At 53.9% G+C, this 26342-nt stretch carries 20 protein-coding genes and 1 pseudogene; 7 read left to right on the forward strand and 14 right to left on the reverse strand.

Annotation, left to right across the window (positions count from 1 at the left end):
- Positions 1-62 precede the first annotated feature (62 nt).
- The 3 genes from DFP98_RS22110 to DFP98_RS22120 form a co-directional block, all read right to left on the reverse strand.
- Complete coding sequence (locus DFP98_RS22110; protein ID WP_116062794.1) at positions 63-1547, reverse strand: ABC transporter substrate-binding protein; 1485 nt, start codon at positions 1545-1547, stop codon at positions 63-65.
- Between the two features lie 195 nt (positions 1548-1742).
- The gene (locus DFP98_RS22115) at positions 1743-3254 is read right to left on the reverse strand and encodes a response regulator transcription factor (RefSeq protein WP_116062795.1); all 1512 of its coding nucleotides are present in this window, start codon (positions 3252-3254) and stop codon (positions 1743-1745) included.
- Entirely contained in the window at positions 3247-5070 is a 1824-nt protein-coding gene (locus tag DFP98_RS22120; RefSeq protein WP_116062796.1) for a sensor histidine kinase, read from the reverse strand. Before DFP98_RS22120 ends, DFP98_RS22115 begins: the two co-directional genes overlap by 8 nt.
- 231 nt (positions 5071-5301) lie before the next feature.
- Here DFP98_RS22120 and DFP98_RS22125 point away from each other — a divergent pair, with 231 nt between their 5' ends.
- The 4 genes and pseudogenes from DFP98_RS22125 (at position 5302) to DFP98_RS22135 (ending at position 10508) form a co-directional block, all read left to right on the forward strand.
- On the forward strand, positions 5302-6429 hold the full coding sequence (locus tag DFP98_RS22125; RefSeq protein WP_116062797.1) for a transglutaminase domain-containing protein: 1128 nt from the start codon (positions 5302-5304) through the stop codon (positions 6427-6429).
- 983 nt (positions 6430-7412) lie between these two features.
- Positions 7413-7574: pseudogene (locus tag DFP98_RS40305) on the forward strand (transposase); the annotation flags it as partial.
- An 18-nt stretch (positions 7575-7592) separates the two neighbouring features.
- Positions 7593-8324: a hypothetical protein gene (locus DFP98_RS22130; protein ID WP_246016639.1), complete on the forward strand. Its 732-nt coding sequence runs from the start codon at positions 7593-7595 to the stop codon at positions 8322-8324.
- Between the two features lie 258 nt (positions 8325-8582).
- Positions 8583-10508, forward strand: coding sequence for a beta-N-acetylhexosaminidase (locus tag DFP98_RS22135; RefSeq protein ID WP_116062799.1), 1926 nt, complete (start codon positions 8583-8585; stop codon positions 10506-10508).
- 108 nt (positions 10509-10616) lie between these two features.
- Here the strand turns inward: DFP98_RS22135 and DFP98_RS22140 are convergent, their stop codons facing one another.
- Positions 10617-10937, reverse strand: coding sequence for a hypothetical protein (locus DFP98_RS22140; RefSeq protein ID WP_116062800.1), 321 nt, complete (start codon positions 10935-10937; stop codon positions 10617-10619).
- Between the two features lie 25 nt (positions 10938-10962).
- Positions 10963-11274 carry a helix-turn-helix domain-containing protein gene (locus tag DFP98_RS22145; protein WP_220377150.1) on the reverse strand — a complete coding sequence of 104 codons (312 nt, stop codon included), beginning with the start codon at positions 11272-11274 and terminating at the stop codon, positions 10963-10965.
- Positions 11275-11520: 246 nt separating this feature from the next.
- On the opposite strand from DFP98_RS22145, the gene DFP98_RS22150 reads away from it, so the two are divergent.
- Positions 11521-14391, forward strand: a complete 2871-nt coding sequence (locus DFP98_RS22150; protein WP_181917858.1) for an ATP-binding protein — start codon at positions 11521-11523, stop codon at positions 14389-14391.
- Here DFP98_RS22150 and DFP98_RS22155 read toward each other — a convergent pair.
- The 8 genes from DFP98_RS22155 to DFP98_RS22190 form a co-directional block, all read right to left on the reverse strand.
- Positions 14369-14923, reverse strand: coding sequence for a hypothetical protein (locus DFP98_RS22155; RefSeq protein WP_116062802.1), 555 nt, complete (start codon positions 14921-14923; stop codon positions 14369-14371). The two genes, DFP98_RS22150 and DFP98_RS22155, sit on opposite strands and share 23 nt — an antisense overlap.
- The gene (locus DFP98_RS22160) at positions 14920-15564 is read right to left on the reverse strand and encodes an SCO family protein (RefSeq protein ID WP_116062803.1); all 645 of its coding nucleotides are present in this window, start codon (positions 15562-15564) and stop codon (positions 14920-14922) included. Before DFP98_RS22160 ends, DFP98_RS22155 begins: the two co-directional genes overlap by 4 nt.
- A 9-nt stretch (positions 15565-15573) precedes the next feature.
- Positions 15574-17163 carry a cbb3-type cytochrome c oxidase subunit I gene (locus DFP98_RS22165; protein ID WP_116062915.1) on the reverse strand — a complete coding sequence of 530 codons (1590 nt, stop codon included), beginning with the start codon at positions 17161-17163 and terminating at the stop codon, positions 15574-15576.
- A gap of 68 nt (positions 17164-17231) precedes the next feature.
- Positions 17232-17699 carry a cytochrome c oxidase subunit II gene (locus DFP98_RS22170; RefSeq protein ID WP_116062804.1) on the reverse strand — a complete coding sequence of 156 codons (468 nt, stop codon included), beginning with the start codon at positions 17697-17699 and terminating at the stop codon, positions 17232-17234.
- 18 nt (positions 17700-17717) lie between these two features.
- Complete coding sequence (locus DFP98_RS22175; protein ID WP_246016640.1) at positions 17718-17870, reverse strand: cytochrome c oxidase subunit 2A; 153 nt, start codon at positions 17868-17870, stop codon at positions 17718-17720.
- Positions 17871-18049: 179 nt separating this feature from the next.
- The gene (serS, locus tag DFP98_RS22180; protein ID WP_116062805.1) at positions 18050-19348 is read right to left on the reverse strand and encodes a serine--tRNA ligase; all 1299 of its coding nucleotides are present in this window, start codon (positions 19346-19348) and stop codon (positions 18050-18052) included.
- Positions 19349-19361: 13 nt separating this feature from the next.
- The gene (gene serC / locus DFP98_RS22185) at positions 19362-20447 is read right to left on the reverse strand and encodes a 3-phosphoserine/phosphohydroxythreonine transaminase (RefSeq protein WP_116062806.1); all 1086 of its coding nucleotides are present in this window, start codon (positions 20445-20447) and stop codon (positions 19362-19364) included.
- A gap of 336 nt (positions 20448-20783) precedes the next feature.
- A complete protein-coding gene (locus DFP98_RS22190; protein WP_116062807.1) occupies positions 20784-22646 on the reverse strand; it encodes an SLC13 family permease in 1863 nt (620 codons plus the stop codon).
- A 180-nt stretch (positions 22647-22826) separates the two neighbouring features.
- Between DFP98_RS22190 and DFP98_RS22195 the strand changes: the two genes are divergently transcribed.
- Positions 22827-23408, forward strand: coding sequence for a TetR/AcrR family transcriptional regulator (locus tag DFP98_RS22195; RefSeq protein WP_181917859.1), 582 nt, complete (start codon positions 22827-22829; stop codon positions 23406-23408).
- Positions 23409-23462: 54 nt separating this feature from the next.
- The gene (locus DFP98_RS22200) at positions 23463-25298 is read left to right on the forward strand and encodes an alpha/beta fold hydrolase (protein ID WP_116062808.1); all 1836 of its coding nucleotides are present in this window, start codon (positions 23463-23465) and stop codon (positions 25296-25298) included.
- 7 nt (positions 25299-25305) lie between these two features.
- Here the strand turns inward: DFP98_RS22200 and DFP98_RS22205 are convergent, their stop codons facing one another.
- Positions 25306-26313 carry a S1C family serine protease gene (locus DFP98_RS22205; protein ID WP_116062809.1) on the reverse strand — a complete coding sequence of 336 codons (1008 nt, stop codon included), beginning with the start codon at positions 26311-26313 and terminating at the stop codon, positions 25306-25308.
- Positions 26314-26342 lie beyond the last annotated feature (29 nt).

Here is a 26342-nt window from a genome sequence, read left to right on the forward strand (position 1 = left end):
AAACGCGAACCTGATCGTGAAAAGCGGGCGAATGCCGATCATTCGCCCGCAATATTCACTTTTTACTTGTTGTTTGCGGCTTTCCAGGCGTCGATCTGGCTTTGCGCTTCGGCCATGATCTTATCCAGGCCGGCAGCTTTCATCTTCTCGATCGCTTGCGGCACGTATTTCTCAGGATCGACCGTACCGGTCATCAGCGGCGACCAGAATGCTTCCTTCGCATTCTGAACGGCTGCGATTTCTGTCGACACCTTCGAAGGATCGAAGTTAAAGCCGAGCAGGACGGCCGGTTTGCCTGAATCGTTGTACTTCTTGAACTCTTCCCACTTGTTTTCCGGATCGCCCTCGACCAGGTACGTCAGCATGACGTTTCCGAAGGAGAAGGTCGGCATATCGTAGTTTTTCGATTCCGGCAGGTTTTCCATATACTTATCGTCGAGCTTCTTGTAGTGAACTCCCTCGATACCGGAGTCGACCATGTTGCGCAGCACCGGATCGGTATTAAGCAAGTTCAGGAAGTCCATTGCCTTCTCCTTATGCTTGGAGTTGGCGGAAATCGCCTGCATGGAACCCATAACCGATACGTTGTAGATCAGCGCATCGCTTTGCGGGGTGGAGACGATCGGGTAGCCCGCGCTCATCGACCACACGTTGTCCGCGAACGGCTGCGTTGTAGCTTTGTCGGCAAACCATTGCCCCGTTGCAATGACATCCGTCGAAGACTCGAGCGTCGCCGCTTCCGTCGGAACGTAGCCGGCTTTGTAGTATTTGTTCATCGTTGCGAGCGCCTGCTTCATTTCCGGCGTTTCGAAGATGTTGACAACTTTGTAGCTCGTATCGTCCAGCTTAACGGCCAGCGGGAATTTCTCGATCAAGTAGTCGTACGGCACGTATGGTCCGTAGTTTTTGTCCACTTGAAGCGGCATTACGTCCGGATTGTTGGCCTTAACCGTTTTCAGCAGCGGCTCCAGGCTTTCCAGCGAGCGTACGCCGTCCAGGCTCAGGTTGTTCTCTTCGAGAACCTTTTTATTGAAGCGCCATACTTCTTGAGCCGGAAGCTCTTTATTCGCCGGAACTCCGTAGTTTTTGCCGTCGACCTTGGAGCCTTCCAGGAACGCCGGATCCAGCACCTGCTTGATGCCTTGACCGTTGGTCTCCAGCAGCTCGTCGATCGGAGCGAATGCGCCTTTACGCGCGTTCTGTACATAATCGAACGCCCACGATGCCGTAAACATGATGTCCATATCCGAGCCGGAAGCAGTCAAAACCTGCATCTTCTGGTTGTAGTCGCCCCAGTCGATCATCGTCATTTTGACCGTTACGCCGATTTTCTCTTTCGTGTACTTGCTAACTTCCGCCATGACCTTATCCACGTCTTTTTGCGGCGTGCCGATCGTGTACCAGCTCAGTTCAACCGCTTCGCCCTTGTTTTCGCCGGATGCGGAGGAGTTGTTTGCTGCTTTATTGTCTCCGCAAGCGCTCAGGAAGAGCGACGTGGCCAGAATCGACGTTAACCCGATCGAAAGTTTTTTGCGAGTGTTGCTCATGTTATGGCCTCCCTTATCTGTCTGCACTAGTATGTTGCATCTTCATTTTGAATATTAAAGGATGAAAACATTTTCAAAAATATTAGAAACCAAAGATTCCATGGACAAACTAAACAAAACAACAAAAGACGCTAAACTTCGAGTCGTGATGTCGACTTGAAGCTTAGCGTCCATTCGATGCGACCGGCGACTGCCTTACAGCAGCCCCTTATACTCGCTGGGCACAATCCCGACGTGCTTTTTGAACTGTTTGTAAAAATAACCGATCTCCCAGTAGCCCACCTGTCGAGCGATTTCGTTCACCTTCAGAGGACTTTCCAGCAGCATCGCCTTAGCTTTGCCGATCCGATACTTATTCACGTAATCTGCGAACGTCTCGCCCGTCTGTTTGTGGAACAATTGTCCAAGATAGTTGGGATGAATATGGTACGTCTGTCCAAGCGATTTGAGCGTCATGGAATCCGCGTAATGCGTCTCAATGTGCCGCAGCACCTGCTTTATTACCGGGCTCATATCTTCACCCGCAAACGAATCGGCGGAAAATGTCGCCGCTGCCGTCACCGCTTCCTCCAGCGCCTCCATCGTATCCGCGCCGACGGCCCGATCCAGCGCGCTTCGGTACGCTTCGGCTGCATCGGGCCGATTCAGCTTGTCGGTCTCCAGCTTCATTCGGATGATCAGCTCGACGGCAGCCCCTTTGGCGCGCATCAATTCGACGCCGACGGCTCGGATGGCAGCGAAATCGGCGGCAATCCGGTGCAGCAGCTCGGTCTTGTCCTTGGAGACGAATTCCTTCGCGTAGGCTTCCCATTCCATCAGGCCTTCGGACAGGGCAATATCGGAAGCAGAAGGGAGTGCGTTGCAGTCGATGTAGTGGCGGTCCGGCGCGATCAGAAACATTTGCTGCGCGCGTCTGGCCTGCTCGTAGCTCTCTCCGGCTGCCTCGGTCGGCTTTCCCCCGCCTAGCGAAATGCGCAAGCGCCCCTCACCGGCCTCCGCGAGCCCAAGCAGCTTTTTCTCGGCCATCCTCCTGCCCTCGTCCGGACTGTCCATACCGAATATGGCGATCGTATCGTCTTCTTCCGCATCCTTGAACAGGACGACGGCTCCCTCGTCCGCGAGCAGCTTCTCCGCCTTGTCGCAGCCTTCGTCCCCACCCCCAGAACAACGGACAATCGCCACTGCCGAATAGGGCTTCTCCAGCCGAATGTCCAGCATTTCCAGTCTTTCCGCCAGTTCCGCCGCCCCGATCTTTCCCGTCAACCAGCGCTTCATAACGTTGTCCCGCAAAATTCCGAGCTCATCCTCGCCGAATGCCCGCTCGGGCCGCGCTGCGTTCAGCTTGTCCACCGTATCGCGCAGCGTCGCTCGCAGCTCTTCGAAATGGACGGGCTTGAGCAAATAATTTTCGATGCCGAGGCGCATGCCTTCCTTCAAATAATCGAATTCGTTATAGCCGCTCAGAATAATGACCTTAAGCCCGGGCAGCAGCTCGCGAGCTTCCCGGATCAGCGTCAAGCCGTCCATAACCGGCATCGAGATGTCGGTAATCAGAATGTCCGTCGGCACTTGTCGCAGCAGCTCCAGCGCCTGTTTTCCGTTCTCCGCGCTGCCGACGACCTCCAGTCCGAAGTCCGACCAGTCGAGCGCGTCGCTCAGCCCTTCGGTTATAAACGGTTCGTCGTCGACGAGCAGCACGTTATACATCGTCCGATTCCGCCCCTTTCTTCTCTAGCGGCCATACCGCCGTAACCGTCGTTCCTTCTCCGGGTTTGCTCTCTATATCGACTCCGTAGGATGGTCCGTAAGCCAGCTTCAACCGTTCGTTCACGCTGCGCAGGCCGAACGATTCTCCTTCGGCGGCTTCCGGAGTCTCCAGTCCGCCAACGATCGCCTTAAGCTTGTTCGGCTCTATGCCTTTGCCGTTGTCGCGCAATTGCGCGACAATCCGCCCGCCATCTCCGAATACCCGGATTTCCAGTACATTATCCTTTCGCTCCGGATCTAGCCCGTGCAGGACGTAGTTTTCCGCCAACGGCTGCAGCAGCAGCTTAAAGATAACGATTCCCGCCAGCTCCGGCTCGCATTCGATCGAATAGGTAAACTTATCTTTATATCGGATACGAAACAGCTCCAAGTAAAGCCTGCACATTTCCAGTTCCTCGCGCAGCGCGCAGTCCGGACTTGCGCTGACCGAGTTGCGGAACAGCGCCGCCAGGCTATAGATCATCTCCGCAACGTCCTCTGCCCCGCGAGACATCGCCCGCATACGGATGACCTCAAGCGTATTGTACAGAAAATGAGGCTTGATCCTTGCCTGCAGCGCGGACAGCTCGGTTTGCTTCATCCTGATTTCCGCCTTGTATTCCCGATCGATCCGGCGATTCAGCTCGTCCAGCATCTCATTAAAGCTATGAGAAATTTGCCCGAGCTCGTCTTCTCGCGGATCCTGCAAACGCGCGGTCAGATTGCCTCCCTCGACCTTCTTCATGAAGAGAACGATCTGGTTTGCTCTTCTGGCCACGCTAGCGATAACAAGAGAAGGAATAACGATCGCTACAGCGATGCAAATCATCGCGATGAGAATGATCGTCCTCTTAAGGCCGGCGTAAGCTTGGACGACTTCATCGACCGGCGAGATGCCTACGACGACGTAGCCCGCTTTGTTTTGCGATAACGCGGAAATGTAGGAAGGCTCGTCCAGCGTCTCGATCGTATTCAGCGACCGGAGCTGCTCCATATAGGGGAAGTCGGCGTCGTAATAACGATTGGACGTATCCATCATCACTCGCCCCTCTGGCGTAAGGACAAGAATCGTTCCTTTAAAAGGAATTCGGTTCTGTTCCAGCACCCGGTTAACCATACCGGCGTCAAAATAGACGTGCAGCTCACCGATGTTTTCCAAGGAATTCTTATCGTTAAGACGGGCGCGAATTCCATAGAGCTGAGAATTCCATTGTCCGATTGTCTTGCGGATCCAGACGTTGGGCGCGAACGCGGCCGTACCTTCCGCAGCCATAATCTCCGGGATGTAGGAGCGGGTGGCGTTCACGTCATACAACCGCCCCATTCCGTTGGCATCGTAGACGTACATCGTCTGCTTTTGCGAGCTGTAAAGAATGACGTTCTGAATGTCGGGATCCGTCTCCCTTCGTCTGGACAAATAGTTCAAAACGTCCGTCGAGCCTCCCCCCTCATAATTTTGTTCCAACATATGCTGAACATAATCGGGGTAGGTATGCTTGAGAAAATAGGAAGCGTTGCTCGCCAGCGCGTCATTGCGGTAAAGCTCCGACACCACGCCCTGCAGCCAATCGTATTTTTGCTCAATATAACGGTTAACTCGATCCATCGCTTGCTTCTGATTGTTAAGCTCGCCTTCGACGACCGAAGCGGACATGAGCCGATACAGCAAAACGGAAAAAGTAATAATCGTCGCGTTAACGATGACCGCGAACACGAGAATTACTTTGACAAATAAGTGGTTGCGAATGTAGTTGCGGTAGAGCTTCCCGAGTTTCATCCTGTTGTCCTCTCTCGCGCAGGATTCGATCTGCGACCATCATAGCAGATCGGCCGTAAGAAACCCAGCGCCTCCCATGGGAAGACCATTCTAAACCTGTCTGCTGCCGAATAAAGATGTACGGCCGAACGAGCGGTATGCTATATTACGATTATAACCCGTTCGGCTGAATATCGATGCCGTCGGGACGCAGCCTCGACGCTCGACGATACGAGAGAGGACACGACGACTATGAACGACAAACTGAAAGCTTTGCTCGCTTCCTCGCTCTTGTTGGGTATTCTGCTGATCACGGCAGGGTGCAAATCTCTCCAAATCATTTACGCCGCTGACGCCGCATCGTCTCAAGCGCGAATGCAGCAAGATATTCTAACCGCGCTCAGCCAACGACAAAGCTCCATTCAATTGAAATACGTCGGCAATAAGAACTCATCTCTCAAACAGGAAATCAAGGACATCTTAGAGGCCGCTATTCGTACCGACGATTACTTGCACTATACCGTTAAGACCTACAAGTATAAAGCATCGATACAAGGAAACTACGCAACCATCGACTTCAGCTTTACTTACTGGGAGTCGCAAGCGCAAACTGCGGAAGTTCGCAGACAGGTTGCATCCATTGTTAAACGAATTATAACCCCCGGCATGAACGACCATCAGAAAGTCAAAGCCGTTCACGACTGGGTCGTTGCGAATTTGGCCTACGACACTCGACTTGTTTCCCATTCCGCCTACGATGGGTTGGTAGACGGATCGACCGTGTGTCAAGGCTATGCTCTGTTGACCTATGAAATGATGAAGCAAGCGGGAATTCCCGTGAAGATCGCGGAAGGCACTTCTAGAGGGAGAGCCCATACGTGGAATCTTGTGCAAATCGGAGGAAAATGGTACCACCTCGACACGACCTGGAACGATCCTGTTCCGGACGCTCCCGGCAAGGTTCAATACGGCTATTATAATCTGACCGATGCCCAGATCCGGGTCGATCACAAATGGTCCGCCTCCTCTGGATATCCAGCCGCCTCGTTCGATTACGGCCAAGCGATTTCGGCGCTCGCCGTTAAGGGTACGGGTATGGCCGCTTTTTACCGACAGCTGCACGACCTGATGGGTTATGCTTATCTCGGGGACGCCTACACCGCTTCCAACGTCTCCGAACTGACAGATCGAATCCGGGAAGCCGCCGACAACGGCGATTCCGAGCTTATCGTTCGCTATACTAAGGGAGTCACGGTCGCTTCGGATCTTAAAAAAGCGTTTAATGCCCAATCCGGCACATCGCGCATCAGCTACACACTCGAGGATTATACTCGCACTCCGGCCAACGACAAGCTTCTTCGCATTACGCTTCATCGCTAAATCCCTTTAAAATGCCAAAGCCCCGACCATGAACCTACATGGTCGAGGCTAGAGTTGCGGTAAGCTATTCATTTGTACTCGTTCCAACCTCCGATACATGCGTTGCATGCACTTCAAATTAATCTTCCCTGAACATGCTTGGCATGTAACCATTCACGTTCTTCTTACTTATGTGTTGCTTAATTCGTTAATTCACTTTCTTCGGATACCCACATGCCGGGAGGTATGCTGGCACGCTTCGCCTTTCGCTACGTCATCGGATGATTCTCCCTTCTTCCCGTCGTGTATATTGTCAGTTCAGGCGAGTAATTATTGGGGGTGAGCCGGACCGTCTTATTTGTTGCTGCGAGACGCCGTTTGGTCACCTGAGCTTCGCCTGAAGCAGGACAATCATTGTTGTTGTAATCTTTGTTTCTTGGTTGCTTCTGTCTTTATTATAGTCTATCGCCCAATTAAATTAAATATTCAGATAATTCTGTTTTAGTTGAAATTGAAGTGATTTTCCAGCCTATCGTCTTGCATAATCGCTCTCCCTCAATCTTTCGCGTTTTTTCGACTTCTTGCTGTATTCGTTGTTTTCGCCGCTTATGGCCATTATCCCTTTGTCTCAGATTTTCTCTACACTCACCCCGTTTCACCGCCTCAGTTCACGTCAGTTACCTCAATTCACCTCAGATAACCTCCTTTTGCTCGAACAGTATTTCCTTTTTTCTCCTTATAGCCATTATCCCTCTCCCTCAGAAAATATACGAATTAGCCAACCCGCTTGTCCCCGCCAGCACTCGAAAATGACAAAAAAACAAACCATTATTGATTCAGAATTTATTACTTTTTCTCCCCCAATTCCACCATGAAAATCTTGTAAATAATTCAAAAATGATTTATAATAAGAACATAGGTTCCCGTCAATAAAACTGTACGTTCTCTCGCCTCAAATTAATCGTTAAAGAAAGCGGGTGGCTTCCATTTCTACCCCTAACGAGATGACGTTTGAGCAATTCTGTTCCCGATTCGCTACAGAGACCCAATGTGTTAAGGCTTTATTTCATTCCCGCTGGCCCCAAGGATTCATTTGCCCAAGCTGCAACCATCGCGAACATTACGAAATCCGCACCCGCCGGTTACCTTTATACGAATGCCGCTCCTGCCGCCGCCAAACCTCTTTGATCGTCGGTACGATCATGGAAGGCAGCCGTACACCTCTGACCCTATGGTTCCAAGCTTTATTTCTTCATGCCCGCCCGCAGGGAGTCAGCGCATCTCGTCTAGCTTCCGTTATCGGCACTACCTATAAGACCGCATGGCTGATCTGTCATAAAATACGCCACGCCATGATGAGCTTCGATTCGCAAGAGCTGCTTTCCGGAATCGTGAGAGTCAATTGCGGTGGATACGGCCGCCCGCACAATCCGACGGTTTTCCGGCATCCGCAGGAGCAGCCTCTAATTCTCGGAGGAACGATTTCCGCCGAAGCTGGGGTCGTCCACCTCAAAATCAAACAAGTCCCCGAACGCCATCTCATCAATGATCGGATTACTTCTTTGGGAAGTCACGATTTCATCCAAAAACATGTCGATTCCGCGAAAGCGGAAGTCACCACCGTCATTCAAAAATTTAGCGGTCAGAGGTACCGGCCGCTTCTTCAGATCGCCTTGGATGCGTCCAACTGGATCAACTGGAAATTTTGCGGCATAGGCCCCAAGCATCTTCAAGCATATCTGGATCAGTACAGCTTCGGGTACAACCAACAACGGCGAAACACCGATCCTTTTCAGGTATTGCTGCGGCATAGCGCCATAACTTCCACACTTACCTATCCCAACTTAATTCGTCGTGAAGATCATTCCGATCAACGCAAAATTACGTACAAGAGATTACTCCAAGAAGCCTGTTAATCGTCTTCCACACCCCAATGTTGCCTGTGCATGATACATAGGGAAGCTTCCCATTGCCGACCGTCTCTAAGCCACTTACCTGAGCGACTGGGATAATGGCCATAAGCGCGAAAATAGATAGGTTCAGCAACTCCGACTCCAATTTCTCCCCCAACTAGTCCCTACACAAAACTATTGCATTCCTACCCGCCATCGGATAGCATGAAATCTGAACAATATAACGTTATAATGTTTTAGTTTTTTAGGGAGGCACATGAAATGAAATTGCGCTTCGAAGGTCAAGTCGAGCAGTTGCTGCCAGGAATCAAGCTCTTGGCTTCCGATTTAGGAATCGAGTTGCATGAGGACGGAGCGTTAGTGCGCGTGGGGTCGTCTCCCGCCGAGAACGAATTGGAAATCGGTTTGGAAAATGGGCAAGGATATGTGCGCTACGGTAAAAAACATCAATTTTTCCGCGGACTCGGTTTATTTGTTCAGCACAGCCGCCTCCACGATTCGTTCAACCTTCGAGAAAAGCAGCAATTCGAGCTCGTCGGACCTATGTTCGATCTGTCTCGCAACGCCGTACTGACGGTCGATGGCTTCAAGCTTATGCTGAACAAGCTGGCGTTAATGGGAATGAACAGCGTCATGCTGTATATGGAGGATACATACGAGGTTTCTAGCGAGCCTTATTTCGGTTATATGAGAGGTCGCTATTCGCATGCCGAGCTGCGGGAAATCGACGATTATGCCGATTTGTTCGGTATCGAGGCGTTTCCTAGCATTCAGACGCTCGCCCATCTCGAGGAGTTCCTGAAGTGGCAGACAGTATGGCATTATCGGGATACGAAAGGTGCGCTGCTCGTCGGAGAGGAACGCACGAACAAGCTGGTCGAGAACATGATCGAAGCAGCTAGCTCGCCTTTCCGCAGCCGTAAAATCCATGTAGGGATGGACGAGGCGGAGGAGCTGGGCCGGGGAAAATATTTGGACAAAAACGGCTACGGAAGCCGATTCGACATCATGGCGGCTCATTTGGACACAGTGCTCTCCGTCACGCGCCGACTCGGCTTGAAGCCGATGATCTGGAGCGATATGTTTCTGAAGCTGGCCGTCGGCAACGCCGGAACCGAAAGCAATTACTATGATCAAAACACGACAATTCCGGAGGAGATGGCCAGGAGAATTCCCAAAGACGTCGATATGGTGTACTGGGACTACGTGCATACGGAGCCGGAGCATTACGAGCGCGTAATCGCCAATCATCGGCCGCTGGGATGCAATGTCGTTTTTGCCGGGGCTGTGTGGATTTTCAATACGTTCGGCGTCAACTATGGGTTGTCGCTCGGAGCAACCGATGTCGCGCTGCAGGCGTGTAAAAAAGAAGGCATTCGCGAAGTGTATGCGACAATGTGGGGAGACGATGGCAACGAGAGCAATCCGTTCGCGGCGCTGCTCGGCCTGCAGCTCTATGCGGAGCACGCCTACACGGAAGGCAGTCCGGCGTCGGATCGGCTGGCTGAAAGGGTTAAGCTGTGTACGGGAATCGAAGCGAATGCCTTTCTTCAATTCAAGTATTTGGACGAAACTCCGGGATCGGAACCCAACAATAGCAAGCAAAGCAATCCTTCCAAATTTCTGCTGTATCAGGACGTTTTGCTAGGTCAATTCGACAAGCAGATCGAGGGTTTGGAGATGAACGCTCATTATAAATGGCTGGAGTCGCAAATTCGCGCCCATCGCAATCCGAGTGCAGAGCTGGATTATTTGTTCGACGTGCCGGAGAAGCTGAGTGCCGTGCTCAAGCTGAAGAGCGAATGCGGTCTCTCTCTTAAGCGAGCCTACGACATGAAGGACATGGATGCGCTGAGGCATGCCGCAACGACCGAACTGCCTGCGATCGCTGACGCGGTTCGACAATTGCGGGGGGCTCACCGCACCCAATGGCTCCGCATGTTCAAGCCGTTCGGTTGGGAAGTGCTCGACATCCGATACGGAGGCGTCGTTAACCGGCTTGAGACCGCTTCTTTCAGGCTCCTCGATTACGTAGAGGGCCGCATTGACAGAATTGAAGAGCTGGAGCAGGAAAGGCTGCTATTTAACGCAACCAACCGTTTCAATAACAAAGGTGTCGGATGGTGCAGCTATTACTATCGAATGGCTTCCCCGAACGTGTTTTTTCACGTCATTAATCCTTTCTAGAATTAACAAATGTAGCTTGAGACTGCTGCCGGGCCTCCAACACAAAAAAACCCCCGCGAGGGGGGACATGGGGGTCGGCAAGCTTATTACTCTTGCCGCCAGTTACTGTTACTGAATGCTTCTAATATGCCCAACCTTGGGCCAGTAGGCGAGCGCGAACGCCAATTCGTCCGTCAGCATGTCAAGCATCTCCTGAAGCGGCCCCACGACCGGCACCAATTGCCATTTGCCGCGATGATTGGCGAGGGTCAGCACGTAGTCTTGACGCCCGTTGAGACGTGTCAACACGGCTCGTATCGCCTCTTCTTTGGGCTCGATGGAGTAGATGATCAGACTGCGTCCTTCCGAGCGAACGCTCAAATGCGTCATTCCCGTAGCTTGCAACATATTCCGGATAAAACCGAGCGAAATTTTCAGATCCAGATCCAAGGCTGGCGCCTCCTTACGAATGACGTTATCCCTCGTAATCGACGATCGGCTTGATGATCTGCGCGATCAGCTTGATCTTCTCAGGTGAACATCCTTCCAGCATGTCTATGATTTCATTGCGCATGTAATCTTCGTTAGATGTATTCGCGCCGCGCAAAATATAGTCAGCGGATGTTTCCAGAATCGCGCATATTTTATCCAAGTTGTTAAGGTTGACCGGTGTCCGGCCTCTTTCGATCTTGCTGATGTAAGCGTTTGACACATCCAACGACTCTGCTAGCGTCTCCTGCGTGATCCCCTTCTCTTCTCTGGCCTTCCGAATACGATTGCCAATCACCGAGTAATCGAATCCCAAGTTCATCACCCAATCCGACTATAACAAGCCCCCTCATCCGATTACATATCTATAAATTCAATATGAACCTATAAGTTCATCAAAAAGGATAATTTTATATAAAAATACGACTGAATTTCAAGTTACGTGTCGAAATTGTTTGTCGAGCAGCGAAGTGGCAAGCAGGAAAACCGAGGGAAGTCCGAGAAAGATGTATGACTGATTGTATTAATGCAAGGAGTTGATGCGGTGAGTTTCTTAATACGGGATCTGATTATGAATTCCGCGATCTTAATCGCTTTCTCCTTCTTGGCCGGACACCTCTACGCCAGCTCCGCGCGTCACGACTCATGGAAGTTTAAGCTGTCGATCGGAAGCGTCAACGGTATCATTGCGATCCTCCTGATTATGATCGGCATTCGGGTGAATTACAGCGATGTTATGAATATTCTGGATCTGCGCGTGCTCCCTATTCTTATGTCCGCCTATATCGGCGGTCCGGCGGCCGCCCTCATTACCGCTTCGATGATTACAGTGTTCCGATCTCTGCAAAACCCCTCTGTATTCTTGATCGTTCTCGTCACCATGCACATGCTTGCCTATCTATCCAGTTGGATTGTGCGCCATGTCCGCAGCTTCTTGGTACAATGGAGCGCCATGATCGCACTCATGCTGCTTAACTATTTCGGCGTATTTCACTTTGTCTATCACGTGCCTATATTCACTACGCTGGGCCCATTTCTGTTGATCTGCACGCTGAATGCTTTGCTAATTGCGGCGATCATGAACTTCTTTAACAAGCAAAGAACGATGGGTAGACAGCTGCGACAGGCGCAGCAGGATGTGCTGGACATCGTACGCATGCAAAGCGGTTTTTCGTTTAAACTGATTCGTCAAGACGACGTTTTTGTATGTACAATGCTCGGCGGGCAGCTCCTGGAACAGTTGGGAGTGAAGTCGGAGCAAGCGATTGGTGGCTCGATCACAAAGCTGTTGTCCGATGAGACGGCAAGAAAAACGCAGACGTATATGGAGCAATTGGAACGGGGAGAAAGCGTCAATTTCGAACTGCAATCCGCGCCGGAAACCTATGCTCCGGGGGTTCTCGCGGAAGGGATTACCTTGAAGGTTTTGCTCATTACGCTTCAACCGATCATCGACGACGGCGGGTCAGTGGCCGAGATTATCGGAACGGCAATCGATATAACCGACCGGAAGAAGGCCGATCAACGAGTGGCGGAAGAAGAGGAACGCTACCGTACGCTAGTCGAGAGCTCTTACGACTTTATTATCGGCCTTGATTCGGACGGCGCCATCACTTCCGTTAACCAAGCGTTGTGTCAACTGCTTCAGCTTGAGGCGGAACAAATCCGCGGAAGACGGTTAACCGATTTCCTGTTTCAGGATCGGCGGGATAGTTGGAGCGCCATTCTTAAGCAAACGCTGCGCGACGGCATCCCACAGCAATGGGAATGGGAGCATACGGACGGCGATTCGACCCGCACCTATTCTTTGACGGTATCCCCTTGTTTTCCGGCCGGACAGAACGCTTCAGGAATCACGGCGACCATTCATGATCTTACCGACTTGATCTCCAAGAAGGAGGCCGTCAAGGCAAGCGAAGCGAAAAGTCGATTTCTAGCGAATATGAGTCATGAGATTCGAACGCCGTTGACAGGCATCATCGGCGTCAGTCAATTGCTGCTCGATACGCCGCTGTCCGCTATTCAATGGGACTACGCGAATAAAATACACTCCTCCTCGCGAACGCTCAATACGTTGATTAACGAAATTCTCGATTTCTCTAAAATCGAAGCCGGACAGATTTCAATCGAACGAGTTCCCTTCTCTGTCGGAGATTGGCTCGCAGATGTTGCCGACGTCGTCGGAACGTTCATCGGAGAGAAGCCGGTTGACGTCGTCCTGGATGTCGCCCCGAATGTACCGGACCGCCTCATAGGCGATCCGCTTCGCTTACGGCAAGTGCTGCTTAATCTGTGCAATAATGCCATCAAGTTTACATCGCACGGCTATGTGCGCGTATACGTGGAAGCAGCGCCGCTCGGCAAGGAGCGCTGCTCCTTGCAGTGTACCGTTCAGGACACCGGCATCGGCATTCCGGCGGATAAGCTGGCAAGCCTGTTCCAGCCGTTCACACAAGCCGACGATTCAATCAGTCGCCGATACGGGGGTACAGGCCTTGGCCTAGTCATCAGCAAGCAGCTAGTCGAACGGATGGGCGGCACGATTCAAGCCCGGAGCCAGCCTGGGCAAGGCAGCTTGTTTAGCTTCGAGCTGATTTTTGAACTCGAGGCAAAGCAGATTGGGCCTCAGCCGATACCGCTTGAGCGGCGCAGGGCGCTCGTCGCCGGAAGCTCCGAGATCGTGCGGGCGTCCGTTGCCGGAATGTTGACGTCGCTGGGGCTTCGCGTCTTGGAATCCCGCGATCAGTTAGCGCAAGCCGATCTGCTGATCGTCGACCTTTCGCAAGAGCATGCCCGCTCCGGTCGCTGGAACTCGCTCATCAACAACGCTCACAGCGCAGGCATCCCGGTGTTCGTGCTGGCGACGACGTTTTCGCGTAATTTGCTTCTTCAACGCGACGGCGCTGAAGAGCGCACATTTACGCTGCTCAAGCCCGTCAGCCGAAAGCAACTCGCCGACGCTTTGGCATCTTGGCGAGAGCATGGCATCGGAAGGGAACAGGCTGCCGCCTCGACGGCCCCCGTTCCAATTCCCGAACCGCCGGCGGGAGCCAGGAAGATTCTGCTCGGCGAGGACAACGAGATTAATCAGCTCATCGTGATCGAGCTGCTGAAGGACAAAGGCTACGCCGTCGGGATTGCCAATAACGGCGTCGAAGCGCTTGAGTTGCTGGAACGGGAGCCGTGGGATCTGCTCCTGATCGACATTCACATGCCGGTCATGGACGGCTGCGAAACCGTTAGCCGAATTCGGCAAAACCCGCGGTTTCGAAATTTGCCGATCGTGGCGCTAACCGCCGACGCTTTTAAGGAAAACCACGAGCTCTATCTCCGTTCCGGGATGTCCGACATTCTAACCAAGCCGTTCGATCCGGATCAGTTATACAGCAAGATCAACCGCTGGCTGGACGCGTAAACCAGTGATAGATGATGAAAACGACCATAAAGAACGCCGTAGTCAGGAACCCCCAGCCGAGCGCGATTTGCTCAAGCAGCACATAATTGTTGCAGAGCTGCACGGGCGCAATGACGTACAGCAGTCCAAGAGCGGCGAAGAGCAGCGCGAAAACGACCACGACCGTACCTTTTGCCGCAAAGTCGATTTTGGGCCAACTGTTTCTTAGCGAGACGCCGCATAGAAGCGACAGGCTCAGAAACTTGAACGCCTCCATTCCCGATGAAGCCAAGGCTTCGTCCATTGCTCGGGGCAGCATCCAATAAGCTGCAACAATCGCAAACATAAGGATACCGGGAATCCCGTTGACGTTCCAGGTTTCCCAGAACCGGGAAAAACGTATTTCCCCATACTTCGCCATCAAGAAGCCGGATAGAACCAATAAAGGCATCTGCATGTGCATATGCGCGATCATGAGCGATTCCATCAGACCGGCCACTGGCGGAAGTGCGAGCAGGACGAACAACGCCAGCCCGTAAAGCGACTGCTTCATCGGTCGTCCCTCCCTGTCTCCTCGGCCAGCAAACGAGCGACTTTGTCCGCCGCCTCTTCCGGCCGGGTGTAATCCATCACGTCAACAAGCTTCCCGTCCGGATCGACGAGGTAAAAAGCGGAGTTATGGGCGAAACCGCCGCTCTCGTCGGGGATCACGATAACGCCGAACTCCTTTAGCAAGCTGTCCAATTCGTTCGGGTCGGAAATTCTCGCCATTCTCCATGTCTCGCCGTCGCTGTCGAAGAAGGTCCGATACTCCTCCAATCTTGCCGGATCGTCCCGCTGCGGATCAAAGCTTACGCTCAGAAAGACGATCTCCCGACCGCGCTGCTCGGCAGGAAGGGTATCGAACACCCGCGCCATGTTCCCCTCAAGCTGAACGCATACGGTAGAGCATGTGGAGTAGAAAAACGTCATAAACACGTACTTGCCCGCGAATTCGGAAATCGAATAGCTTCGTCCCTTGCTGTCCTCGAAGGTGGTATCCGCCGGAAAGGTCGGGCGCGCTTCGAGCAGCCGGTTTACTCTGGCCGACTCTGCGGTGTAGGCGGTAAATCCGTCAGTTCCCCAATAAAACAACGCGATTCCAAAAAGAACGACTACGAACGTCGCAAGGGAATTCGGACGAATTGTTCTCATAACGATCACCTACCAAGTGACGAAAGGAGGCGACCCCGGCGGCGCATTGATAATAAAATTGACCAGCGGCGCCACGTAGGCCATCGCGACGAGCAGCAGCATAAGAATAATGGTGCGTCCCCAGCGCTCGGTCCAATAAGGCGTGGCCGAAGCGTTCTCTTCCGGTTCGGCCAATGGAAACTCGGTTTCCCCCTTAGGCGCACGGAACATGAGATGGAACACGGCATACAATTGAAGGACGCCTCCGACAAGCAGGAACGCCGCGCCGACGACTACGACGATCGTATACGGATCCCAGCTTGCGGCCACCGCATGATCGCCGTAGGTCGTATACGAGGTTCTGCGAGGAGCGCCCAGCAGACCGGCAATGTGCATCGAGAACGTCATGATCGCCATGCCGATCGTCCAAAAAACCGTCTGGATTACGCCTACCTTGTTAATGCGGGGAGTCAATACGCGCTTGGAGACGTATGGAATCAACCAGTAACTGATACCGAAGAAGGTCAGAATAACGGAAGTTCCGACCGTCAGATGGAAGTGTCCGACGATCCACAGCGTATTGTGAACGACCTGGTTCAATTGGTTTGTCGTCTGCACGATGCCGCCTGCTCCGCCGGGAATGAACGCGACCATGGCGATAAACGGGGCCAGGAACCGGACGTCGCCCCATGGCATTTTTTTGAACCAGCCGAGCAGTCCTTTACCTCCCAGCTCCCTGCCCCGTCGCTCGAAGACGGAGAACATGGCGTATGCCGTCATCATGGAAGGGATCGCAATGACCAGACTCATGAACACGTGCATAAATTTTAGCGCCTGCGACATACCAGGATCGACAATCTGATGGTGGAATCCGCCGGGAATATTCGTGATGACCAGAGCGATAACGACGAACCTCGTCAGAACGTCGCTGAACCTTCTTCCGCCGATCACCTTGGGCACGATTACATACCATGCGGATACAGCCGTTAAATACCAGATGTTGACCAGCGTATGGCCGAACGACCAGAACAGCGTACGACTAACCATTACGTTGATCGTCTTCGTCCATCCGAAAGCCCACGGAATAATCGTCAGCACCTCGACCGTCACGCCAAGGCTGCCGAAGAACAACAGCACGAATACCCCGGTGGCGAAGAAGGAAAGAATCGGCAGGTGCTTGCCTCGGTTGTTTTTCCGCCAGGTTGCGACTTGAATGAAGGCTCCGAACGCGCACATCCACACGCCCAGCACGATAAACACCAGGCCGATATAGAAGTAGGGCGAGGCTTTCATCGGCGGATAAAACGTATACATCACCGTCGCTTTGTTCATCAAGAGGGGTACGACGACGAACACGAAGCCGACGATTTTCAGCGCAAAGCCGATCCAGGCCATTTTCCTGACTTTCGGCAGCAGTCCGTCCAACGTGTGCGACAGAGCCGCGTAGAAGTAACCGATCGTGAAGAAAGCGGTCAGCACGACAACCAGCACGATCCCGTGCGTCGTTAACGCTTGGTAGTAGGTGAAATAGCTTGGCATTTCAAACAATCCCGCACGCTCGATCGCCTGCAGCAATCCCATAATACCGCCCAACAGCAGCGCCGCGAAGGCGACGAACATATACGTTTTCGACAGGGCCGCGTCCCGCGGATGAGCTCCCAACAGTTTATTCAATCGACTCGCCTCCTCTATACGACTCTGATCGTCGTGCTCATGTATTGGTGGCCGGCCCCGCAATATTCATTGCAGACCACCAAATACTCGCCTGCTTCGCCGAACTTCTGCGTAATTTTCTGAATGTAGCCCGGCATGACCATCGCGTTGACGTTGGTGCCCGCTACCTCGAAGCCGTGCGTCACATCCTTGGAGGTCAAAATAAAATGCACGGTCGAGCCGGCGGGAATCTCGATATCGGCCGGGGTAAAGACGAACGATTCCAACGTCATGACCACTTCGTACTCGTTCTCTCCGATCTTGTTTACCCCCGGCTTGTCGAACGGCGCCGTCTGGTCGACCTTCTGCGGATCGATCGTCTCTATATGGCTTGGCGGCCCCATATCCATAGCGAACGTCTGATACCCGGTAATAAGCATAAATACGACAATCAAGGAAATTCCGCAGGTCAGCCATATTTCTTCATAGCGATGCATTTTCATATTCGCGCCTCCTCCCGGCTACAGTCTGGACATATACAGCCCGAACACGACGACAAACAAGAGAGCAATAAAAGTTCCGACCATGAATACGGAGAATAGGGTTCCTTTTTGCGAATGCCCCTCGTTGTGCCGATCTTCCTCGCGATTCGGTTTAACGGATTCCATCGCCATCGCAGAGCTCCCCTTTCGGTTGATAATGATTCTGCTGTAATCGTAGCGGATAGCCGAATAGAGTTCGTGATAGGAATCACATTAATGGAGAAAAAAAAGAACGCCTCGACAAGACGTCATAAAAACGTCAAATCGAGGCGCTCTATCTTCGTTTTCCCGAGCCTGCACTGCCGTTCCGATCATCGCTCCAATTGCCCTATTCGAAGCTCTGCCTTGCCGCCCAAGTACGGCCGCAATGCCTGAGGCACATAGACCGAGCCGTCCGCTCTCTGATGGTTTTCCAGCAGCGGAATCAATATTCGCGGCGTCGCGACCGCCGTATTGTTCAGCGTATGGCAGTAGCGAAGCTTGCCCTCCTCGTCCCTATAGCGGATGTTGGCCCTACGCGCCTGGAAGTCGAGCAGATTCGAAGCCGAATGCGTCTCTCCATAGGCTTGTCGGCTTGGCATCCATGTTTCGATGTCGTACTGCTTATGCGTCTTCTGCGACATGTCTCCGGCACAGACGGCGACGACCCGATAAGGCAGCTCCAAAAGCTGCAAAATGCGCTCGGCATTGCCCGTAATTTCCTGAAGCAGCCGCTCCGACAGCTCGGGATCGTTCTCGCAGACGACGACTTGCTCGACTTTGGCGAACTGATGCACGCGGTACAGACCGTGAACGTCTCGGCCCGACGAGCCGATCTCTCTTCTGAAGCACGAGGTAGCCGCAGCCAGACGGATGGGTTGACCGTCGTTCAGCTCGACAATCTCGCCTGCGAGATACGATACGAGGCTTACTTCCGATGTGCCGACCAAATATCTGTCTTCCTCCGCAATGGCGAACACCTGGTCTTCGCCCGTCGGGAAAAATCCGGTGTTCAGCAGCGCCTCGCCGCGCACCATCATCGGTACCTCCAACGGCGTAAACCCGTTGCTTTCCAGCACGTCCATCGCCAGCTGCTGCACCGCCCGATGCAGATGCCAGCCCGCGCCTTTAAGCACATACTGCCGCGCGCCTCCAATCTTCACCCCGCGCTGCAGATCGACGATGCCAAGCCTTTCGCCAAGCTCCACATGGCTCAGGGGCGCGAATTCAAATTCAGGCAACTCCCCGACCCGCTTGACCTCCACATTGTCCGCATCCGACTTTCCCTCCGGCGTGTCCGCCGAGACGGGATTGGGCACGAGCAACATCAGACTTCGACAGCTTGCCTCGACTTCGGTCAGCTCGACTTCCAGGACGCCCAATTCATCGTTAGTCGTCTGAACCTCCTGCTTGATTTGCTCCGCCTCTTCCTTCGCCCCTTGCTTCATGAGGCCGCCGATCAGTCCCGACAACCGGTTCCGATCCTGACGCAGCCGTTCGACCTCGCGAAGCAGCTTTCTCCTTCGCTCATCCTGCTCCAGCAGCTCCGCCACCGACAACGCGATCCCTTTTCGGTCGGCCGCTCGCTGCAGCAGCTCGCCATTTTCTCGTATATACGCCATATCCAACATCCGGTCGTCCCCCTTACCCGTGTTTCCTAATAAAATCGTTCATGAACTCGGCGAGCGCCTTGCAAGCCTCCTCAGGCACCGCGTTGTAAGCGGAAGCTCGCAGCCCCCCGACGCTGCGATGACCCGCCAGACCAATGAAGCCTTCCCGCTCCGATTCCAGCACGAATTGCTTTTCCAGGCCTTCGTCCCGCATCCGCCACGTCGCATTCATCATGGAGCGATACGGCTTCTCCACGATTCCCTGATAAAATCCGTCCCCGGCGTCGATCGCCTCGTAGAGGAAGCCGATTTTCCGTTCGTTCCGCTTCTCCAGCTCCGGGATTCCCCCTTGGCGCGCGGTCCATTCCAGCGTCAACTTCATCATGTATATGGCGTGAACCGGAGGCGTGTTATAGAGCGAGCTGTTGTCGGCGTAGGTGCGGTATTGAAAGATCGATGGAATTTGCTTGTTGCCGGCCTTTATCAGCTCTTCCCTTACGATAACCGCCGTCACTCCTGCAGGCCCGAGGTTTTTCTGCGCGGCCGCATAGACTAGCGCGAACTTCGTCCAATCCAGCCTGCGGCTCAAAATGTCGCTCGTCATATCGCCGATCAGCGGAATCTCTCCGGTATCGGGCAAATCGCGGAACTGCGAGCCTTCGATCGTATTGTTCGTGGTCATGTGAACGTAGGCGGTATCGGTCGCTACCTTCAACTGCCGCACATCCGGGAGTTTCCTCCAGCCTTCCGCCTTGCCGCTCGCCAGCGCTTCCGCTTGCCCGATCGTCAGCGCCTCGCGGTACGCCTTCTCCGCGAAGCTGCCGGAGACGAGGTAGCGCCCGACCTTCCCTTCCCCGAGAAAGTTCATCGGCACGAGCGCGAACTGAGCGCTGGCTCCCCCTCCCATAAACAAGACCCGGTACTCCGAAGACAGTCCGATCAGATCCAACAGCAACCGCTCCGTCTCTGCGACGATCCGTTCCACCGTTCGGCTTCGGTGCGACATTTCCAGCAACGACAGCCCTTGATCCCCATATTCGACGAACGCTTCCTTCGCTTGCTCCAGCACTTCCAGCGGCAGCGCCGCCGGTCCCGGATTGAAATTCCAGCCCCTCTTCATGTTTCCTCAACCTTTCTTAAGTTAGGTGAAAACGACAAAAACGCCCCTCGTCCGAATTGGGACGAGGAGCGTCTGCTCGCGGTGCCACCCAACTTGACCGGAACGCTCTCGTTCCGATCCTCTTGGTTCCGCGATAACGGGCGGGGCCGGTAAGCTTAGGATGCAGTCCGCTGCCGCGGGCCGATCTTGACGAAAACGCCTCCGAGTTGGATGCTCTTCACAGGCATGATCCGAATGTGTAATTGTTGATTATACTAACGCCTTCGGCTGCGGCTGTCAAGCAAGGATTGCAACCACCGTCGTTATAACTGCAATTGTCATGCGTATACGCATGGATCAGAATGGGAAAAACAGCGGAAGCACGGCAACCATCACAATGCCCATAATGATCTGGAGCGGCAGGCCGACCTTGATATAATGCGAGAAGCGATAACGTCCGGCCGACATGACCAGTGCGTTCGGCGGCGTAGAGAACGGCGAGGCAAAGCACATGCTCGCTCCGACAGAGACGGCGAACAGGAACGGATACGGGCTAACGCCGAGCTGAAGGGCGGCCGCCAGCGCGATGGGCGCAAGCAGGATTGCACAAGCGGTGTTGCTGATGAACATCGTCAGCATCGACGTCGTGAAATAGACGCCAGCCAGCAAAATCAGCGGCCCTTGTCCGCCCAGCAGATTGACCATTCCGTCCGAGAGCAGCGCGGCAGCTCCCGTCTTCTCGATCGCAATCGACATCGGAATCATGCCGCCGATCAGCACGACGCTCTCCCAGTTGATTGTCTTATAGGCATCCTCCATGCTGCGCACGCAGCGGAACGCGACCATCAGCACAGCCGCAATCATAACCGCCGCGACGGCCGGAATCAGCTCCGAGATGAGCAGCAGCACCATCAGTCCCATGATGCCCGCGGCGATCGGCGCTTTGTTGTCCATCGTCACCTTGCGCGCTTCTTCGTTCGGCTGACCGACGACCACGACGTCCGGTTCGGTCGCGAGCCGGGCAATATCGCGCCACGTTCCCTGTACGAGCATAGCGTCTCCGAAACGCATTTTCTCTTCCTTGAGATTGTGCAGAAGGTAGTGATCCTTCCGCTGAATGCCGAGTATATTGACGTGATACTTCTCGCGGAAGCCCGATTCCTTGATCAGCCGGTTAATCAGCCGCGAGGTCGGCGTAAGCATCACTTCGGCGATGCCGACGTCCTCCGTCGCGTACTGCTCGGAGCCGGCCGCCTTTTTGTTCTCCGGGATGCGGCGATCCATCATCTCCAGGCCGCTTTCGAGCGCGAACGCCTGAACGTTCTCGAAGGGACCGTGGATGTACAAGATATCTTCTTCCTCAATCACCGTATGCGAGCCGGCGATCTCTTGATTAATCGTTTTGAAAAACTGGTTTTTCGTCGAAATTTTACGACGAACCTCGATAATGTTCAGTCCGTGTTTGGCGGAAATGTCGAGCTCATGCAGCCGTTTGCCGCAGACCGACGAATCGGCTCCGACCTGAACGCGATACAGGTTCTGCCTCAGCTGATACTGCTGGACCAAGTCCAGCAGAGAGCGCCCTTGACGATCGTCGTCCGCATTCCGCTCGTTCTTCGGCAGAAATCTGCGAAGGAAAAGCAGCGACAGGACGCCGACGACGATACAGACAAGACCGACCGGCGTAAAGGTGAAGAACGACACGGCCGTATACCCCGCCGCTTGAAGCGTCTCCTGGATGACCAGATTGGGAGGCGTCCCGATCAAGGTAAGCATTCCCCCAAGGCTGCTGGCAAAGGCGAGCGGCATCAGCAATCTTCCGGGGTTCGTGCCCGCGCTCATCGCCAGGCTGACGACGATCGGCATCATCACGGCGATCGTACCGGTGTTGCTGACGAACGCGCCGATCGCCGATGTCACGATCATGATCATAACGAGCAACCGGGTTTCGTTCGTTCCGGCCAGCTGCAGCATTTTGCTGCTGACCATTTTCGCCAGACCGGTCTGAAAAATACCCCCGCCCACGACGAACAAGCCGACCATCATAATGACGACGGAATTGGAGAAGCCCGACAGCGCTTCGGCAGGCGTCAAAATATCGCACAGCATCAATGCAATAAGCGCCCCGACGGCTACCAGGTCGGAGCGCACTTTGCCCGATATGAAAAGCATGGAAGCAATAATCAGTACAGCTAAAGTAATTATCATCGATTCATTCACGTTGCGGCTCCAGTTCGATAGATTGGCCGGACGGTTCCATCAAACTCCCAGCCTTGCTCCCATTTAAGCACGGTCAATCGACCGGCGTCAACGCCTCAAGAATAATCGAGCGCGATCCCGACATTAGATAACGATATGCGACGTTTGACAATTCGATAATTAGTACTGTATAGTTCTAATATGATCAAACCTAAAAGAACGTCCAACCGGGATGTCGTCCTCCGAATCGCTGCGGCACTCTTTTTGGAAAGAGGCTACCAAGTCACCAGCATGGACGACATCGTCGCCGCGAGCAAGGTGTCAAAGACAAACATCTATTACCATTTCAAAAGCAAGGAGGAGCTTCTGTCCGCCATTTTAGAGCAGCTTATCGAGCATTACGACCGGCTTATCGGCGACGTGATCGCTCAAACGCAGCTTCCCGTTATGGAGAGGCTCGGCCGATTCGCCGCGCTGCTGGCGGAAAATCAGTCCGACAGTCTTGGCGGCTGCCCGTTTCTGACGCTCTACGTTCAAACCTCGCACGAACATGCATGGGTGAGAGAGCGGATCGGCGTTTTTTTCCGCAAGCAGATCGGGGCATTGGAAAATTTGCTACAGCAAGGAATAGACAAGGGCGAATTAAAACCCGATCTTCCCGCTGCCCGCACGGCCGCGATGATCGTCTCCACGATCGAGGGCGCGTTGTTCTTGCAGCATACCGGACAGGAAGGCGACATTTTGCAGAACATCATTCATACTTTGGCATTTTTGCTGAAGTAATTTTTTTACCCATGATTAGTACCGAATAGTACTATAATTAAGGAGAGATAGTTTATGAAAAACATTTTTATTACCGGGGGCAGCGGTTTTATCGGGAGATACGTCATTGCGGAGCTGCTGCAGGCGGGTCACAAGCTGTACGTCCTGGTCCGTTCCGAGGAGAAATTGTATCATGCGCTGAAGGAAATCGGCTGCGAGGACTTCTCTTCCATCGTCGCCGTAAGGGGCGATCTCACGCTTCCGTCTCTAGGGCTAAGCGACGATGAGCTGCGAAAATTGCAGGACGTCGACGTTATCGTTCATGCGGGCGGGCCGATGGATATTCTGATGAAGGCGAGGGAAGCGCGGCAAGTGTTTCTCGGCGCCGCTCGTGAATTGTCGCGTCTGGCCGGGCAGATGCATGCCGCCAAGGGCATCAAGCAGTTCATCCACGTCGTCGGCTTTAAATCCCCCTACGGAGAGAGCGGTGTCGGCGGTTCGGTTCCTATCGATCATAAGGCTCCCCCTTACGAGCAAATGAAATTCGAGGCGGACCTATTGCTGCGGCAAGCGATGCAAGAGCAAGGCATCCCTCTGTCCGTGGTCAATCCTAGCGCCGTCATCGGGGATTCCCGCAACGGGATCACCTCGCAGACCGGCGGCTTCGGCCTGCTGATCCGCGCCGTGAGCAGAAATCTCATGGGACTCGTCCCCGGCGGCGATCGCTACTGGCTCCCTCTCGTTCATGTCGATCATGTCGCAGTTTTCATTGCGGCTCTGGTCGAAGAGGTATCGCCTGCGAACGGCACTTATTTTTTACTGGATGACAGGAAAGACAGTCCTTCCATGATGGAGCTTATCCGCATCATTGCCCGAGAAATGCGAGTAGCCGCCCCCAAAGGGAGCGCGCCCTATCCGCTTGTCAAAAGTCTGCTGAAGCTCGGCGCGGACAAACTGCTCGGTCTGCCTGTGGAATCGATGGATTTTATCGTTAATACGGAGTTTCCGACGGCAACCAAGCAAGCGATCGAATCTAAGCATCATCTCCAGCTATCTCTGTCGGCAGACACATTGCCATTGGTCATTGCGGATCTGGACTTCCGGCTGAATCACAGCGACGGGCCAGCGCCCCTCTCTCCTCCATTTCGCAGGAACGCGCGTACGGGATTGGCCACGATCGAAAGCAAGGGGAGCGGCGCTCCGATCGTTGTTCTTCACGGAACGTTCAGCGCGTCCGACAGCTTGCTTCCGCTAGCCGAGCGGCTGGCCGAATCCGGCCGTCCCGTCCATCTGGTCGATCTGCCGGGATTCGGTCGCTCCCCTTACCATCGTCACTCCGGGCAAATGCAGGGCTTTGAACAGGCTGTGCTGAATTTGATCGCCAGTTTCGACGAGCCCGTCGCGCTTGTCGGCCACTCCTTCGGCGGACTGCTCGCTTCGCGAATGCTGGAGTTGGCCCCGGAGCGCATTGCCCATGCCGTTCTGCTTCAGCCTGTGCTGGAGCCGGTCAGCCGAAGTTACCGCCGCCCCGGCGTAACCCAGGCTTTCCTGAGGAGGATGTCCGAGCAAATCTTCATCGAGAAGCTGCTTCAATCTCGAAGCTTTCGTTCCGCCGAGGAAATTCCCGAAGGCTATATTTCTTTTGTCCGCAGCGAAATGAAATCTCCTCGAACAAGGAAAACTACGGCAGAGATCATGTCCCTGCTTTCCCGTTCCGAAAGCTGGCGGCTCGCTCCGAACAGCTGGAATCGAAGCAAAGTATCGATTGTATGGGGAACGCAGGATCAGCAAACAGACGTGCCGCCAGCCTTCTCGCAACTGGCTGTGACACGTCTGCCCTATGCCCATCAATTTCCGTTATCGCATCCCGGCGCCGCAGCCGCGCAGATTCTCGAACGGATCGGAATTTGAACGAGGCTTAAGAAACGACGGGGCCCGTGTTCATTAGCTTGCCTAGCGCCTCCTTAATGACCGAGGACGGAATCGCAAACCCGATTCCTTGCGCTTCGGCGTTAACCGCCGTGTTCATTCCGACGACTTCGCCCTGCTCGTTCAACAGCGGTCCGCCCGAATTGCCCGAGTTGATCGAGGCATCGGTCTGCAGCAGATTTACGTACTTATGCGGGCCCTGTTCGTCGGCGATCGTAATCTCGCGCCCTTTGGCGCTGAGCACGCCCAATGTCATCGTATGATCCAGCCCGTATGGATTGCCGATGGCAATGACCCAATCTCCGATGCTTGTCTGGTCGACGTCGCCCAGCTTCAACGCAGGAAACGCTTGTCCGTCCGGGCTTTCGACCTTCAGCACGGCTAAGTCGAGCTCGTAGCTCGCTCCAACGACTTTGGCCGTCAACGGCTCGTCATAGCCTTGGACCGTCACCTTAAGCTCGTCCGCATCCGCGATAACATGCTCGTTGGTCAGTATATAGCCATCCGTCGAGTAAAAGAAACCCGTGCCCGACCCGGCCAGCATCGGCTCGCTCGTCGAACGCTGCTGGCTGCCTCCCCTGCCTCCGAATAAACCTCTTGAGGAATAGGTTTGGACGGCATAGTTTTCGATTTTGACCACTGCCGGGCTGGCCGATTCGAATACGTTGGCGATATCGCCCTTGCTCTTCAGCGAAGCCGCCGTAATTCCGGAGGCAGTCTGGGTCGAAGAGCCGCCGGATGTGTCGCTTCCCGAGCTATCCCCTCCGAACAGGTTGCTCCGATCCGCGGCATAGCCGAACCCTCCGACCAGCATCGCTCCGACCAGGAAAGAGGCCAGATAAGCGCTGAACGAAACGCCGCTTCGGCGCTTGTTCGGGATACCGTTCCCGCGGGAAGACTGACTGCGGAAGGCCGACATTTCCTTCTCGTAAGAGGCTACCAGCGGAGTTTCATATACCGTCATCGGCTCGCGACGCTCATCGTTCATTTCGTTCATCTTCTATCATCCTCTCGTTTCCGTCTATG

This window comes from Cohnella phaseoli, from assembly GCF_003386235.1.
Taxonomy (GTDB): Bacteria; Bacillota; Bacilli; order Paenibacillales; family Paenibacillaceae; genus Cohnella; species Cohnella phaseoli.

Coding starts and splice junctions, on each gene's coding strand:
- DFP98_RS22125 (WP_116062797.1), top strand. CDS start 5,302: ATGAACGACAAACTGAAAGCTTTGCTCGCTTCCTCGCTCTTGTTGGGT.
- DFP98_RS22160 (WP_116062803.1), bottom strand. CDS start 15,564: ATGAGAACAATTCGTCCGAATTCCCTTGCGACGTTCGTAGTCGTTCTT.
- DFP98_RS22135 (WP_116062799.1), top strand. CDS start 8,583: ATGAAATTGCGCTTCGAAGGTCAAGTCGAGCAGTTGCTGCCAGGAATC.
- DFP98_RS22205 (WP_116062809.1), bottom strand. CDS start 26,313: ATGAACGAAATGAACGATGAGCGTCGCGAGCCGATGACGGTATATGAA.
- DFP98_RS22165 (WP_116062915.1), bottom strand. CDS start 17,163: ATGTTCGTCGCCTTCGCGGCGCTGCTGTTGGGCGGTATTATGGGATTG.
- DFP98_RS22195 (WP_181917859.1), top strand. CDS start 22,827: ATGATCAAACCTAAAAGAACGTCCAACCGGGATGTCGTCCTCCGAATC.
- DFP98_RS22120 (WP_116062796.1), bottom strand. CDS start 5,070: ATGAAACTCGGGAAGCTCTACCGCAACTACATTCGCAACCACTTATTT.
- DFP98_RS22115 (WP_116062795.1), bottom strand. CDS start 3,254: ATGTATAACGTGCTGCTCGTCGACGACGAACCGTTTATAACCGAAGGG.
- DFP98_RS22175 (WP_246016640.1), bottom strand. CDS start 17,870: ATGGCGATGGAATCCGTTAAACCGAATCGCGAGGAAGATCGGCACAAC.
- serC (WP_116062806.1), bottom strand. CDS start 20,447: ATGAAGAGGGGCTGGAATTTCAATCCGGGACCGGCGGCGCTGCCGCTG.
- DFP98_RS22170 (WP_116062804.1), bottom strand. CDS start 17,699: ATGAAAATGCATCGCTATGAAGAAATATGGCTGACCTGCGGAATTTCC.
- DFP98_RS22110 (WP_116062794.1), bottom strand. CDS start 1,547: ATGAGCAACACTCGCAAAAAACTTTCGATCGGGTTAACGTCGATTCTG.
- serS (WP_116062805.1), bottom strand. CDS start 19,348: ATGTTGGATATGGCGTATATACGAGAAAATGGCGAGCTGCTGCAGCGA.
- DFP98_RS22155 (WP_116062802.1), bottom strand. CDS start 14,923: ATGAAGCAGTCGCTTTACGGGCTGGCGTTGTTCGTCCTGCTCGCACTT.
- DFP98_RS22200 (WP_116062808.1), top strand. CDS start 23,463: ATGAAAAACATTTTTATTACCGGGGGCAGCGGTTTTATCGGGAGATAC.